This window comes from Fructobacillus apis (assembly GCF_023893635.1).
GTDB classification, from domain to species: Bacteria; Bacillota; Bacilli; order Lactobacillales; family Lactobacillaceae; genus Fructobacillus; species Fructobacillus apis.
On record NZ_JAMWYK010000001.1, the window covers coordinates 293318 to 307226 of the forward strand.

The 13909-nt window shown below is 52.7% G+C and carries 18 protein-coding genes; 1 reads left to right on the forward strand and 17 read right to left on the reverse strand.

Features of this window, described 5'->3' with window-relative positions; translation table 11 throughout:
- Positions 1 to 11: 11 nt before the first annotated feature.
- The 5 genes from NFX39_RS01265 to NFX39_RS01285 form a co-directional block, all read right to left on the reverse strand.
- Positions 12 to 836 carry a TlyA family RNA methyltransferase gene (locus NFX39_RS01265; RefSeq protein ID WP_252442245.1) on the reverse strand — a complete coding sequence of 275 codons (825 nt, stop codon included), beginning with the start codon at positions 834 to 836 and terminating at the stop codon, positions 12 to 14.
- A gap of 3 nt (positions 837 to 839) precedes the next feature.
- Entirely contained in the window at positions 840 to 1715 is an 876-nt protein-coding gene (locus NFX39_RS01270; protein ID WP_252442247.1) for a polyprenyl synthetase family protein, read from the reverse strand.
- Positions 1708 to 1935: an exodeoxyribonuclease VII small subunit gene (locus NFX39_RS01275; protein WP_252442249.1), complete on the reverse strand. Its 228-nt coding sequence runs from the start codon at positions 1933 to 1935 to the stop codon at positions 1708 to 1710. The genes NFX39_RS01270 and NFX39_RS01275 overlap by 8 nt, the downstream gene beginning before the upstream one ends.
- Positions 1928 to 3205, reverse strand: coding sequence for an exodeoxyribonuclease VII large subunit (gene xseA / locus NFX39_RS01280; RefSeq protein ID WP_252442251.1), 1278 nt, complete (start codon positions 3203 to 3205; stop codon positions 1928 to 1930). The genes NFX39_RS01275 and xseA overlap by 8 nt, the downstream gene beginning before the upstream one ends.
- Positions 3206 to 3550: 345 nt before the next feature.
- Positions 3551 to 3772 carry a hypothetical protein gene (locus tag NFX39_RS01285; protein WP_252442253.1) on the reverse strand — a complete coding sequence of 74 codons (222 nt, stop codon included), beginning with the start codon at positions 3770 to 3772 and terminating at the stop codon, positions 3551 to 3553.
- A gap of 154 nt (positions 3773 to 3926) precedes the next feature.
- Here NFX39_RS01285 and NFX39_RS01290 point away from each other — a divergent pair, with 154 nt between their 5' ends.
- Positions 3927 to 4175: a hypothetical protein gene (locus tag NFX39_RS01290; protein ID WP_252442255.1), complete on the forward strand. Its 249-nt coding sequence runs from the start codon at positions 3927 to 3929 to the stop codon at positions 4173 to 4175.
- 52 nt (positions 4176 to 4227) lie between these two features.
- Here the strand turns inward: NFX39_RS01290 and NFX39_RS01295 are convergent, their stop codons facing one another.
- From NFX39_RS01295 to NFX39_RS01350, 12 genes are all read right to left on the reverse strand, one after another.
- Positions 4228 to 4716: a hypothetical protein gene (locus tag NFX39_RS01295; RefSeq protein WP_252442257.1), complete on the reverse strand. Its 489-nt coding sequence runs from the start codon at positions 4714 to 4716 to the stop codon at positions 4228 to 4230.
- A gap of 105 nt (positions 4717 to 4821) precedes the next feature.
- Positions 4822 to 6168: a dihydrolipoyl dehydrogenase family protein gene (locus NFX39_RS01300; protein WP_252442259.1), complete on the reverse strand. Its 1347-nt coding sequence runs from the start codon at positions 6166 to 6168 to the stop codon at positions 4822 to 4824.
- 180 nt (positions 6169 to 6348) lie between these two features.
- Positions 6349 to 7722 (reverse strand): bifunctional UDP-N-acetylglucosamine diphosphorylase/glucosamine-1-phosphate N-acetyltransferase GlmU, encoded by a 1374-nt coding sequence (gene glmU, locus NFX39_RS01305; protein ID WP_252442261.1) that lies wholly within the window; start codon positions 7720 to 7722, stop codon positions 6349 to 6351.
- Between the two features lie 15 nt (positions 7723 to 7737).
- A complete protein-coding gene (purR, locus tag NFX39_RS01310) occupies positions 7738 to 8565 on the reverse strand; it encodes a pur operon repressor (protein WP_252442263.1) in 828 nt (275 codons plus the stop codon).
- 159 nt (positions 8566 to 8724) lie between these two features.
- A complete protein-coding gene (locus NFX39_RS01315) occupies positions 8725 to 9513 on the reverse strand; it encodes a metal ABC transporter permease (protein WP_252442265.1) in 789 nt (262 codons plus the stop codon).
- A complete protein-coding gene (locus tag NFX39_RS01320) occupies positions 9503 to 10207 on the reverse strand; it encodes a metal ABC transporter ATP-binding protein (RefSeq protein WP_252442267.1) in 705 nt (234 codons plus the stop codon). Before NFX39_RS01320 ends, NFX39_RS01315 begins: the two co-directional genes overlap by 11 nt.
- A 59-nt stretch (positions 10208 to 10266) precedes the next feature.
- Entirely contained in the window at positions 10267 to 10497 is a 231-nt protein-coding gene (locus NFX39_RS01325; RefSeq protein WP_252442269.1) for a Veg family protein, read from the reverse strand.
- Positions 10498 to 10593: 96 nt separating this feature from the next.
- Positions 10594 to 11484, reverse strand: coding sequence for a 16S rRNA (adenine(1518)-N(6)/adenine(1519)-N(6))-dimethyltransferase RsmA (gene rsmA, locus NFX39_RS01330; protein WP_252442271.1), 891 nt, complete (start codon positions 11482 to 11484; stop codon positions 10594 to 10596).
- A complete protein-coding gene (gene rnmV / locus NFX39_RS01335) occupies positions 11468 to 12100 on the reverse strand; it encodes a ribonuclease M5 (RefSeq protein ID WP_252442273.1) in 633 nt (210 codons plus the stop codon). Before rnmV ends, rsmA begins: the two co-directional genes overlap by 17 nt.
- Positions 12093 to 12887 (reverse strand): TatD family hydrolase, encoded by a 795-nt coding sequence (locus tag NFX39_RS01340; RefSeq protein ID WP_252442275.1) that lies wholly within the window; start codon positions 12885 to 12887, stop codon positions 12093 to 12095. Before NFX39_RS01340 ends, rnmV begins: the two co-directional genes overlap by 8 nt.
- Positions 12888 to 12986: 99 nt before the next feature.
- On the reverse strand, positions 12987 to 13397 hold the full coding sequence (gene nusB / locus NFX39_RS01345; protein WP_252442277.1) for a transcription antitermination factor NusB: 411 nt from the start codon (positions 13395 to 13397) through the stop codon (positions 12987 to 12989).
- A complete protein-coding gene (locus NFX39_RS01350) occupies positions 13394 to 13858 on the reverse strand; it encodes an Asp23/Gls24 family envelope stress response protein (protein ID WP_252442279.1) in 465 nt (154 codons plus the stop codon). Before NFX39_RS01350 ends, nusB begins: the two co-directional genes overlap by 4 nt.
- Positions 13859 to 13909: the final 51 nt, after the last annotated feature.

Sequence of the window (13909 nt, forward strand, 5' to 3'; positions counted from 1 at the left end):
AAAAGCCGTCTTTACCCTTCTTGGTCGAGTTGACCGTGGGCGTCGTCGATGACTTGGTCAATGTTGACGTCGTCAAAGACCTTGGCATCGTCATCGCGTTCGAGCCAGGCCAAGAACTCGATGTTTCCTTGGCCTCCCTTGATTGGGGAATAAGTGAGCCCCTTAACGGAGAAGCCACTCTCGACCATCATGGGTAGTGTCTTCTCCAACACCTGGCGGTGAACGGCTGGATCCTTGATAATGCCGTGCTTACCAACGGCTTCGCGCCCAGCTTCGAACTGGGGCTTGATCAGGGCGGCGACTTCACCGCCCTTGGCTAAGATGTCTTTCAGCGTTGGCAAAATGAGTGACAACGAGATGAAGGAAACGTCGATGGTGGCGCGCGTTGGCTGCCCTTCCATGAAGTCCGCCAACTTGGCGTAGCGGAAGTTGGTGTTTTCCATGACCGTGACGCGCTCGTCGATGCGAAGCTTCCAGGCGAGTTGGTTGGTTCCAACGTCTAGGGCGTAAACGTGCTTGGCGCCGTTTTGCAGGGAAACGTCGGTGAAACCACCCGTGGATGAACCGATGTCCAAGACGATTTGGTCTTGCATGGCCATGCCGAAGGTGTCGATGGCTTTGACGAGCTTGTAGCCCCCACGAGACACAAAGGGCAGTGGTTGTCCTTTAAAATGTAATTCGGTTGTGACCGGAATCTTTTGTCCGGCCTTGTCTAGGCGTTCTTCGTTCTCACCGAGAATCTGACCGGCCATGACGGCTCGCTTGGCTTGCTCACGGGAGGTGAAGAGGCCTTGCTGAACTAGTAGAATGTCAACGCGCTCTTTTGCGACTGCCATACATTATGCTCCAATTAGTTTAATTAAATCTTCTAGCAAAGACTTGTCAAAGGTGGGTTCCATGTCGGACAAGGCGCAAAGCGCCACTTCTGCGTCAGCCAACAGCTCGTCGACCATTGCTTTGGCGCGGTCCATGCCGACGAGGTGAACGAGGGAGACAACCCCCTCTTCTTCGTCTTGTTCGTAATCGTCGACGTCGTCTTGAATTTGAAAGAGTAACCCAAGACTCTGGGCGTACTTCTCAACCAAGGCGAGTGCATCCGGCTTCAAGTCCAGGTAGTGGCCCCCGATTAAGGCGGCGGCAATCAAGAGATCGGCCGTCTTTTTCTGGTAGACCTGGTCCAGGACTTTCGCCAAGGCGACGGAATCCTTCACCGTGTCATGGTTTTGCATGTCCAAGACCTGGCCGTAGACCATGCCAAAGGCACCGGAACGACTAGACAAAGTCTGAATCATTGCCACGACTTGTTCGGCTGACACGCCCTTGACCTGACTCAGAATCTGGTAGGCCTGCGCTTGTAACGCATCCCCCACCAAGACACCGGTAGCCGGTCCGTACAGCGCGTGAACGGAAAGCTTGCCGCGGCGGTAGGCGTCGTTGTCCATGGCTGGCAAATCGTCGTGAACCAGTGAATAGGCGTGTACCCATTCGATGGCGGAAGCCGCCTTCACGGCTTCGTCGTCGATGGTTTGCCCAAAGGACTGAATCACCGCAAGGGCCAGCAAGGGACGCAGGCGCTTACCTGGCGTGAGCAAGGCGTACTGCAGGGCCTTTTCGAAGTCGATGGAAACTTCTTTTCCGTGCTGCTTGCTTTCTTCCACGAGAGCTTCTTCAACGCGTGGTTTGTATTGGTTGATGAAGTCCTTGAAATTAGTCATTGTTCGTCAATTCCAAATCAGACATGGAACCGTCGTCGGCCATCACTTGGGCCAACGTCTTTTCGGCTTCGGCCAACGTCTTTTGCAAGTCCTTTGCGAGCGTCACACCCGTCTTGAAATCAGCCAACGCTGTTTCCAATGGGCGGTCACCTTGTTCCAAGGCCGTTACGATTTGATCCAATTGCTTCAACTTGTCTTCAAAAGATACTTTTTCAGTCATTTTGCTCTCCTAAAATCTTGGCGCTTAAGTCCCCGTCTGCAAAAGTCAGGCGCACCTCGTCGTCTTTTTTCAAATCCTCTTTACTCTTGATGATGGAACCGTCGGGTCCCTTCACGAAGGTGTAACCGGAAGAAAGAATTTTCAACGGTGACACCAGGTCCAACTTGGCGGCGGCCAAGGAAACCTTTTCTTGGTAAGGACGAAGTAGCTGACCTTGTTGTGCGGCCAGTCGTTCGACCAGGGCCTTTTCCTGGTAGCGACGGTTGTCGACGCGGCGGGAGAAGGCCTGATAGAGACGCTTTTCCAAAGAGTCGACTTCCTGCTGGTAGGCGGCGTACAAACGGTCGGGCTGCTTCATGATTGGTCGTTCGACCACGTAGTTCAAGGCCTGCTTCTTTTTTTGAACCAGCTGCTGTCCGGCCAACGTCAGGCGCGATGACAACTCCATCACCCGGTCAACCAAGTTTTGCTTGGAGACGGGTGTGGCCAGTTCGGCGGCGGCCGTTGGTGTAGCCGCGCGTTGGTCGGCAACCAAGTCCACGAGCGTATTGTCGGTTTCGTGACCAACGGAGGCAATTACCGGCGTGTTCATGGCCGCCACTCGGCGGACCAGACTTTCATCGTTAAATGCCCAGAGGTCTTCGATGGAACCTCCACCACGACCGATGATGACGGCGTCAAAACCCATGTCATCGACTCGGTCGAGTTGCTTCAGCAAAGATGGCACCGCACCATCCCCCTGCACCACTGCCGGCAATAGGACGACCTGTGCCTGCGGCAGACGACGTTCGACCGTCTTGGCCACGTCTTCGACGACGGCCCCGGTTGGTGACGTGATGACCGCGATTTTCTTTGGCAGTGGCTTCAAGGCCTTCTTTGGTTGGGAGAAGAGTCCTTCCTTAGACAGCTTTTCCTTCAACTGCTGGAGGGCCATGAAGAGGTCCCCAACACCGGCCGGCGTCATCTGCTCCAAGATAATCGAGTAGGAACCGGCTGGTTCGTAAACTTGGACGCGACCGATGGCCTGGACCTTCATCCCCTCTTCCGGCTCGAACTTCAAGCGGGAGGCGTAAGAGAACATGGCCGCACGGATGACCGCCTTCTCCTTTGGGTCCTTGATGGAGAAGTAGAGGTGGCGGGAGCGCCGGTTTCCAAGGTTGGAAATTTCCCCCGTCAAATAAACCTTACCAAGGTGGGGGTCGTTATCGAACTTGGCCTTGAGATATTTAGTTAGTGCACCAACACTTAAATACTGTGCTTGATCGACCATGGAGACTCCTAAAAAGTAAAAACTGCTTTCTTTATTATAACAAAAGCCCTCTTAAAATTTGGCAATAAAAAAGAGCTAACCGTAGTTAGCTCTTAGTTTGGCATGCCGAATTCGCTTCGACGGGCGGTTTCAATCAGTCACGATTGAAACAAGTCAGCGTCACCCTTGCAAAAGCAAGTAGTCATGGTGAGATATGAAAGTTCCACAACAGTCATAACACCTGCACCAAATCCGTGGCTTGGAATTTAATCCGAGCAGGCCGCGTGTGGCGCCTTAAAAGGCGCTCTCGACTCATCGCATACCTATATTATGGCAGGAATGACGTGAAATAGCAAGGATTTCCTGTTACTCTTCTAATCCCTCTTCTTCGTCGGTGAGGATGCCGGCTTTCAAATCAAGGTAAATCTTGAAGGCAAAGATGATGATCAGTCCGAAGACGAGCAGAGCGGTTTGGATGGCGTAGTTGGTCCAGAAACCGTTGATGTACCGTGAAATGTACTCTTCGTATACGTAAAACAAAACGAAGGCGTAGCCAAAGCTAAAAGTAATAAAAGTTCCCGTCCTCATGCCCTATTCCTTTCGGGTGTTGGTCTAAAGTTTCTTAACAATGTTTACATTATCACATAATCTAAACAAAAAACAAATGTGTTTTCGCGCATTTTATCATGGTCGGGTTTGACTTTACTATTAGCCGAAATGGCCGTATACTGACGCTATGTTAATGATCACGAAAATTAAGACGAAAGAATTGAAGAACGACGGGCGCGCAGAGTCCTACGACTGGGACGACTTGGCGATACCGGAAAGCGACTACGCGTCGAAGAAGGAACTGGCGAAGGCGGTGGCTGAGGCCTATGATTTGGGCGAGGTGACGGCGCTGTCGCACGTGTCATCAAAAGCGGTGCTGAAGGCAACGCTGGAAAAGGACGGGCAGGCCTATCATTTGTCGGCCCATGTCAAAGCAGATTAAAAAACAAAAAGCTGGCTCGTGTCTCACACGAACCAGCTTTTTTTAAAACGTTTTACTTGCTTTCATCCTGCTTCTCTTCTTCAAGAGTAGCCGCCGCCTGGTTTTCTCGGATGGCGTCCAACTGCGTAGCGAACCATTTGGCCCCCTTGGCCAAAACGGATTCTGAATCGTCCAAGAAAGCCGTCAAGGAAGACAGCTTTTCAATCTTCAACGCGGACTTTGAGACGTGGGCGTTGTCCACGATCAAGTAGACGGATAGCTCGTAGGCCTTGTCCACGTAGACCAACTTCTTTTCCTGGTTCTTGTAGCGCAAAGGCAGGTTAATGACGTTTGCTTCCATCGACAAGGTGGTCCCACCCTGTTCGATTCCGCCATCGACATCCAATGCTGCACGAACCGGTTGCTCGGACTTGGCTAAGTCCGTAAAGGCTGCAAAAAGAGAATCCAGGTCGATTTCCTTACCGGCCGGATTAGTAACAACTTTTTCTTCGTAGCTTTGGTTTTCAACCAAGTCAACGATGGTTTCTCCTGATAATTCCATAAGATTCTCCTTTGCTTAACAAAAAGAGTATAGCACAGGCCCCCGTGGGCCGAAAAGAAAAAAGTCTCATCACTTTGGATGGGACTTTTTTCATTTGCATATTCATTAAACCAATGGCAAGCGGCGTTGCAACGTGTAGGCGATGGATGGGAAGACGTAAACGAAGTCGTTTAGCTGTTCCTTCGTCAAGCGCATCTGCACGTAAGGCACAATCGTGTTGATCGTTTCTTCTGCGGCGTTGGCCTTTTCGGCGGCACCGACCAATTGGTGGGTGTCCTTTTCGAAGATCAAGGCGAGCTGTCCGCCCTGTTCGTTTTCGACCTGGCGGTACCAGTCACCGTCGTATGAGGCTTCTTCGATTTCGTACTTGTCAGGGTTGGCCTTTGCTTCATCCAAGTGAACACCCACTTGGGCGATTCGTGGTGAAGTGAAGACGATTTCTGAGATGGCTGGGTACTTGATTGGGTCGTTGTTTTCGCCCATGAACTTAGCAGCCAAGTAGCGGGATTCGAAGGCGGCCGTTGGCGTCAACTTCGGCGTGGTCTTGTCGACCGCATCGCCTGCAGCGTAGATGTTTTCAACGTTTGTTTGCAGGTATTCGTTGACTTCGATTCCGTTCTTGTTCGCCTTCACGCCGACGGCTTCGAGGTTCAACTGGTCGTGGTTTGGCACGCGACCCGTGGCGTCCAAGACGTAGTCGGTCGTGAGTTCAAAGGCCTTTGGCCCTTGCAAGGTGATGGTTCCGGCTTCTTCGTCCTTTTCGGCATGGCTGATTTCCATGTCAGGGATGAAGCGTACACCGGCCTTCTTCAAGTCGGCTTGGATGGAAGCAACGTATTCCTTAGGGAATTGCTTCAAGATTTGCTTACCGCGCGTGATGACGTCGACCTTGGCACCAACCGCTGAAGCGATTGTGGCAAATTCGATGGCAACGAAACCACCACCCAAAATCGTCACGTGTTCAGGCATGTGTGGCAATGAGAGGAAGTCCGTGGAGTTTTCAAAGTTTTCGGCACCGGGAATATCCAAACGGTGTGGACGAAGACCGGTCGCGATGACAATCTTGTCGGCCGTGTAGGTCTTTTCCCCGACCTCCACCGTGTGGGCGTCGACGAATTCGGCGTGGCCGTTGATGGTTTGGATACCAACGTTGTCGAGGCGGTCCTTACCGTGTTGGTCTTGTGGCACGATGAGTTCGTGCTTGTGGGCCATGAGGTCTTCCCAGTTGACGGCGGGGACACCGTCCAAACCGCGGCCTTGAAGAGCCTTGATTTGGTCAATCAATTGCAGGGGCTTGTCCAAGATAATCTTGGCGTTGCAGCCCTTGTTGGAGCAGACACCACCGTACTGTGATTCTTCGATAACGCCGACCTTCACGCCGGTTTTAGCGAGCGGAACGGCACCGTTCCAGGTGGCTTGACCGGATCCGATGTAGAGTACTGAAAAGTCCATGAGCATCTCCTTTGAAACATTTTTCTAAAAGTTGTCTTACTAATCGTCGCTTATATTTTAACACATAAGCGCGCTGATTTTAAATTGGTCTAGCTGAAATTTATTACATATTTTTGTGTAAAAAAAGCAGCAACCTTTCGGTTGCTGCTTCAACGTGAGGCGGTTTTTAAAACGACCTCGTTATTTTTTGTGTGGCATGCGGTCCCAAAAGTCAGCCTTGTTTTCCTGGCGGCTTCGGGCGATTCCCATTTCGTGCTTTTGAATGTCATCCGTGATGGTTGAGCCGGCAGCCGTAATCGTTTCGTCTGCGATGTTAACCGGCGCGATGATCTTCGTGTTGGAACCGATGAAAGCACGATCCCCAACCTTGGAGTCAAACTTGTTGACGCCGTCGTAGTTCACGAAGATGGTACCGGCACCAATGTTCACGTCTTCGCCGAGCGTGGCGTTTCCAACGTAGGACAAGTGACCGACCTTTGAACGGAGGCCAACAGTCGCCTTCTTCACTTCAACGAAGTTTCCCAAGTGAGCTTCGTCTTCGATGATGGCTGCGGGACGCAAGTGGGCGTATGGCCCGATGGTCGTCTTGTTCTTGACCGTAGCTTCTTCGAAGTGTGATGACGTGATGACGTTGTCATCCCCAATCGTTGAATCTTCGATACGCGTGCCGGCGGTCAAGACGTTGCGTTCACCGATAACCGTCTTTCCCTTCAAGGTCACGTTTCCTTCAATCAAAGTGTCCTTACCAATCACAACACCGGATTCGATGTAAGTCTGGTCGGGCGCGATGAATTCGACACCGTTACGCATGTGCTTTTCGTTGATGCGTTGGCGCATGATTTCGTTGGCCTTGGCCAGGGCCACGCGATCGTTGACCCCGAGGGATTCGAAGAAGTCCATCGTTTCGTAGGCCCCGATGGGCTTTCCACCCTCACGCAAAATGTCCAGCGTATCGGGTAAGTAGTACTCGCCTTGGGCGTTGTCGTTTCCGACTTTGCCAAGGGACTCAAAGAGCAATTCGTTATCGAAGACGTAGACACCCGTGTTGATTTCTTGGATGCGGCGCTCCGTGATGGAGGCGTCCTTTTCTTCAACAATCTTCAAGACCATCCCCTCGTCGTCGCGGACGATGCGGCCGTAACCCGTTGGGTTGTCGGCATGGGCGGTCAAAACCGTCACCGCGTTTTGCGTGCGGGCGTGTTCTTCCAAGAGGGCTTCCAAGGTCTTCGTCGTGAAGAGTGGCGTGTCCCCTGACAGAATCAAGGTTGCCCCGGTCTTGCCACCGAGCGCGTCCTTGGTTTGCAAGACGGCGTGTCCCGTTCCCAACTGCTTTTCTTGGATGACAAAGTCGGAGCGTCCGGTCAGGTGTTCTTGCACCTTCTCGGCACCAACACCGGTCACCGTCAAGATTTGTTCGGGCTTCAAAGGTTCAACAGCGGAAATCACCCAGTCGACCATCGCTTGGCCCGCCACTTCATGGAGGACCTTTGGGAGGTCAGACTTCATTCGAGAACCATTTCCCGCCGCCAAAATAACAACGTTTGTTCCTTCCATAAATCGATCCTAACCTTACTTCTTGTAAATGCGTTCTAAGTAGTTTCCATCCGAAACCTTGATGGATGATGAACCATCGAGGCTCGTGTCGATGTGGAGCAAAGACGTGTAGTCTTCGATCAGGCGAACGTTGGAACGGCCTTCCGCAAAGACGGCGGTACCAACGACTTCACCACCGAACTCACGGACAAGGGTTTGCATTCCCTGAACCGTTCCCCCGGCCTTCATGAAGTCATCGACAATCAAAACGCGGGCACCGGAGCGAAGAGAGCGCTTGGACAAGGCCATCTTCTCCACTCGCTTGGATGAACCCGTCAAGTAGTTCACGGAAATCATCGAACCTTCCGTCACCTTGGCGTCGTCGCGGACGATAACGAATGGGACGTTCAGTTCGTTGGCAACGGCCTGGGCCAAAGGAATCCCCTTGGTAGCGGCGGTCATCACGGCGTCGATTTCCTGGTTGGCGTACTGCGTGGTGAGCAGGCGTCCCGTGGCGCGGAGCACGTCGGGGCGGCCGAGCAAATCAGACAGGTAGACATAGCCACCTGGGAGCACACGACTTTCGTCGGAAACGGCTTCGCAGATGCCCTTCACGAACTCTTCGGCTTCTTCTTGGCCCATCAATGGCGTGTAGTAGACACCGCCGGCGGCACCTGGGTAGGTCTTCAAGTCACCGGTTCCGCGAGTCTTGTAAACGCGGCGAACGATGGCCAAGTCTTCGGAGATGGAAGACTTGGCGGTCTCGTAGCGTTCCGCAAAGAAGTTTAAGGACACCAACTCGCGTGGGTGCTCCAGTAGGTAATGCGTCATATCGACCAGTCGGTCAGCACGTCTTATCTTCATAATGGGTCGTCGGGCCTAAGCCCGCCTCCTTTTACTAAACAAAATATCCAAACAATTATAGCATAAAAAAAGCGGCAAAAAACGAACATTCGTCTTTTCCGCTTGAAATATTTGTTACGTTAGAGGGGCGCTCAGCGCCCTCTGCAGAGCTGTTTAGCCCTATTCTAACTTAGCTAACGATAATGAGAGTAAATAGATGCCGACTTCGATCAAAGCGATAAAGACGGACGTTGGCAAATTCGTGAGGTAGGCCAGGGCCAAACCGGCCCATGTTCCAAACAAGGCAAAGAAAATGCCAAGGGCAATGAGACCCGCGACGGACTTTTGAAAGGCCCGGGCGGAGGCCGCTGGTAACGTCACCAAAACGAAGATCAACAGTGAACCAACCAATTGGGACGAAATGGCGACGGATAAGGCCATGACCAGCAGGAAGACGATGCGCAAGGCACCCTTCTTCTTGTCGGACAAAAGCAGGCCTGCTTCGTCGAATGCCAACAGTGACAAGGGACGGAAGAGCAGGAAGATGATGGCAAAAACGACGGCGGCCATCACGGCGAGCAGGACGATGTCGCCGACGGAGATGCCGAGGACGGATCCAAAGAGGATACCGGTGGCGGCAGTCGACGATGAGTTCCCGAGGGCCAGGAAGAGGATTCCGAGCCCAATGGCCCCGGCCGAGATGGCGGAGGTCACGTTGTCGGAGCGGACCTTGGCGTTTTCGAGGGCCCCGATGGACAAGGCGGCGGCCGAGGTGGCCACCATCATGCCGAGAAGCGGCGCGAAGCCGAGCCAGAAGCCGAGGGCGGCGCCTGCAAAGGCAATCTCAGAAAGCGAGTGGGTCAAAAAGTTGTAGGAACGCGCGACGACGAAGGTCCCGACCAGAGCGGAGATGACCGCGATGATGGTCCCGGCGGTAAAGGCGTGTTGCATGTAGGGTTCAGTTAGCATGGTTGACCTCCTCGTGGTGCTTGGACAAAGCGGCGTCGGGCAACTCTGAGACAGCCCCGAAGTCGGCGGTCTGGTCGTGGAGCCAGAGGTAGTTGTCGGCGAAATCCTTGACCCAGCTGGTGTCGTGGGAAATCCAGAGGACACCCACCTGCTTTTCTTTCTGGGCGTTGCGGATGGCGGCGACGAGCTCCTGGCTGTGCTTGCCGTCCAAGGCGGCGGTCGGCTCGTCTAGGACGAGAAGGTCGGGCTCTTGGGCGAGGGCCTGAGCGACGTAGGCGCGCTGCTTCTGGCCACCGGAGGCCTTGGAGAGCGGCAGGTCCTGTTGGTCTTCGAGATCGACGAGTTTGAGAGCGTCTTGTACGCGGGATTTTTCAGCCTTTGTTAAAAACGGCCAGCCCTTCTGCCGAACGGCCAGGCCTACAAACGACGCAATTGAAAGCGGGTAGTCCGCTCCGAGGTCGCGGAATTGGGGTACGTAGGCTAACCTATTTGCTTCCACAGCGATGCTTTGGTCCGCATTCTTAGTCTTTAAGAAGGCGTCTAATAACGCCTTCACCAGGGTGGTCTTCCCCGCCCCGTTTTCACCCAAAATAACGGTCAATTGTTCTTTTGGAATTGTGAAAGAAACATTTTGTAAAATAACCTTCTTCCCGAAGGCGGCGGTGTAGTTGCTTACTGCTACTTGTGCTGTCATCAAATCACCTGTTCATTTAGCAATAAAAAAAGACCCGGCCGGGTCTTTTTTTGAGGGCATTATTCAGCAAAGTTCACGTCGACCGTCTTAGTCAAGACGTCGGTGTATGAGTACGATGCTTGTTTAAACTGGGCTTCTTCGTCCAGTTCTACCACGAATAATGATGGAAAAGTTGAACGTAAGATCCCAGAACGTTCTGTATATTTCTTGCGGCCAGCTTGTGATACTACCGTAACTGTCTCTCCGATGTGCGCGTCTAAACGCGCTTTAATTTCTTCTAAGGTTGACATTTAAACCGCCTTTCTCATCTAGACAATTCCTATTATAACGCATTGTCATAATTTGTTCAATGTCTAACAATGTTACGGGCGTGTCGATTGTTACGGTTAGATGTCATAGACTCCATTCTTTTGGAGAGCCAAGTAGAGGTCAGTGAAGTCGGAAAGCGTCAAACGTTCGGCGCGAATTCCCTGATCAATCCCCGCCTCATCCAAAGCGGCGTGCAGCTTGTCCTTTGTTTCTTCTTCCTTACCGAAGCGCTGCGTCAAGTTGTTCCACATTGACTTTCGACGGTGCGCGAAGCAGGACTTCACGAGGGAGAAGAGCTTGGCTGGCTTTTCAACCGGGCGTTCCGCTGGCTTTGGCGTCAGGGAAACGACGGCAGAGTCGACGTTTGGCGCTGGGTTGAAGGCGGCGGCCGGCACCTTCAAAGCCGTCTCGACGGAAGCGTAGTAGTCGAGCATGACGGTCAAGACACCGTACTCCTTCGTCCCGGGCTTGGCAGCCAAGCGGTCGGCCACTTCCTTTTGCATCATGACAACGAGCTGTCGCCAGTTGAAGCCGGCCTGCAAGAGCGCCAATAGGATTGGCGTCGTGATGTAGTAAGGCAGGTTGGCAACGACTTTGACGCCTTCCCCTTCGCCAAACTTCTCGGCCAGAACCGTCTTCAAATCAGCTTCCAAGACGTCTTGTTCGCGGACTTCGACGTTGTCGTAGGGTGCCAGCGTCTCGGACAACACCTTCACCATGTCAGAGTCGATTTCGAAGGCCAAGACGTCCTTGGCGGCGCGGGCCAGGTATTCGGTCAATCCACCGATACCGGGTCCAATTTCGACCACGTGATCTTCTTTTGTCAGGTTAGCGGCGTCGACGATACCGGACAAAATGTTTCCATCTGTCAAAAAATTCTGTCCGAACTTTTTCTTAGCTCGCAAGCCGTACTGGTTCAAAATCGCCTGTGTCCGCATTGGCGTGGCAATATCAATTGTTTTGGCCATGTTGGCCTCCTTTAAGTGCGTTTAAGACATCTTCTTGTTGGTAGCCAAGCGCGACCAAGCGGCTCAAGAGCTGCTTGCCGTTGGCGTAACCAAAGGACAGTTCGTTTCCGAGCTGCTCCCGCTTCTTCTTGGACTCCCCCGCCCCGAGCAAGCCGAGGTCGAAGAGAAAGTCGAAGGTGATGTCTGAAGCGGGACGTTCTTTGCCCGAGGAAGCCTTCTTGTCGGCCTCCAGGAGAACGGCCTGCAGCGTTTTTAGCGGCGCGTGTTCGATGCCGAGGGACTTGTGCGGGTTGTCGTGGTCCGCCCGGCCCTCGTCCTTGGTGATGGCGGCGAGCGTGACTTCCGGCACCGCCTTCAAAATCATATTCCGCAGGCGGTTCCCGTTAAAGTCGGGGTCGGTCAAGACGATGACACCGCGTTCTTTGACGGCCCGCTTGATTTGATCAAGGACGGGTTTTTCCAGGGCGGAACCCCGGGTTTCAATCGTGTCGCAGTCGACGGCTAAACTCAGACGTTGCGTGTCCGACCAACCTTCGACAACGACCGCCGCTTTGATTGCTGGTAACGTCGTCGAGGACGCCGTTTCCTTTGATTGAGAAGCGTGGCCCTTAGTCATGATCGAAGAAAGCTCGGTGGGCGTTTTTGACAGTCTGGTCAGCGAAGGTATCTCGGTCCATCCCCAACGTTTCCGCCAGTGAATCAACCACGTACTTCACCCAACCGGGCTCGTTGGTCTTTCCACGGTTTGGCGTCGGCGCCAAGTAAGGCGCGTCCGTTTCCGTTAGGATGTGGTCGAGCGGCACAACCTTGGCCGCCTCACGAACCTCTTCGGCCTTCTTAAAGGTCGCCACCCCCGAGAAGGACACGTAGTAGCCGAGGTCGGCGAAGGCCTTGGCCTGTTCCGGCGTACCGGAGAAGGAATGGATAATCACCTTCTTCAAGCCGGATTCCTTCAAAATCGCGTAAACGTCATCGAAAGCTTCGCGGTTGTGAATGATCAAGGGCAGACCGGATTCCTTGGCGAGTTCGATTTGGGCATGGAAGGCCTTCATCTGCGCATCACGGTCGGTGTCCCAGTGGTAGTCCAAACCGGTTTCTCCGATTCCAACGACGACTGGGTTCTTGATTTGTTCCTTCAAAGTCGCTAAAGCAGCTTCGTCGAATTCCGGCGCGTCTTCGGGCTGATAACCGATGATGGCGTTGACGCCCTCGTTTTCTTCGGCAATCTTGATGGCACGCTCGTTACCTTCCTTTTCGCAGCCGACAACGTTCATTTCCAAAACTTGGAACTCGTGGGCGCGACCGAGGTAGGCGGGCACGTCGAAGTAGAGCGCATCGTCGTTTAGGTGGTTGTGCGTGTCAAAGCTAGGATTTGGTTGTTCACTAGGGTCGTAAATGGCCATGAAAATCTCCTTTTATCTTGTCTTATTTTAGCACAGGACGGGCGTTTTCACCTGTTTCCCATAGAAAAAGGACTAACCAGAGGTTAGTCCAATCCGACGTTATGCATTTTCAGGTGCATAATTCTTCAAAACTCCGTTGATAAACGAAGCATCTTCTTTTGTCGCAAATTCCTTAGCCAGTTCGACGGCTTCGTCGACCACAACCTTGTAAGGCGTTGGTTCTGGCAAAGTCAATTCGTAGGCGGCGATTCGCAAAATTGCCAAGTTTACCCGGGCAATTCGGTCGAGCTTCCAACCCGTTGCAAGGTGCTTGGCCAAGTTTTCGTCCAATTCCTTACGGGAAGCCAAGACACCATTTACCAACTGTGGCAAAAAGGCTTGGTACTCGTTATCTGAAACCACGAGATCGTAGTCCAAATCTAATTTATTATCATCAGGAACATCGTTTAGCGATGCAAAGAGAATTTGCAAGGCTGCCTGTCGCTCCTCGTGTCGTGACAGTTGGGTCATTTCGCAGGCTCCTTTTGCTTGCTTTGATCAAAAAGGTGTTCTGGATCGATGTTTTGGTGGTCGTCGTCAGGCACAAGGCTTGAAACGGTCACGTTTACCGTATTCACCGTCAACCCAGCCAAGTTGGCTAAGTCAGACTTAACAGCCTGTTGCACGGAAAAGGCAACCTTTGGGATCACCGCACCGTATTCAAGAACAACGGCCATGTCCACAAAGATTTCACCGTCTTCTTGCTTCAAGGAAACACCGGAAGCCTTTGGCATCGCACCAGCGACCTTCGTCAAGTACTTTGGCAAGTGGTCGTAGACGTTTTCTTGCATCGAAACCACACCCTTAACGCCCAGAGCAGCAGAAGAAGCAACCGCTTCCAATGCTGACTTGGATACGAGCATTTGCCCGTCAGCCATTTCTTCTTTGGTTAATAAAAAGTTCTTGTTCGTCAAATCCGTTGACTTTGCCATCAGCTTTCCTCCTCTATGACCAGTTTTGTATTCGAAATCCAGTCTCACAAA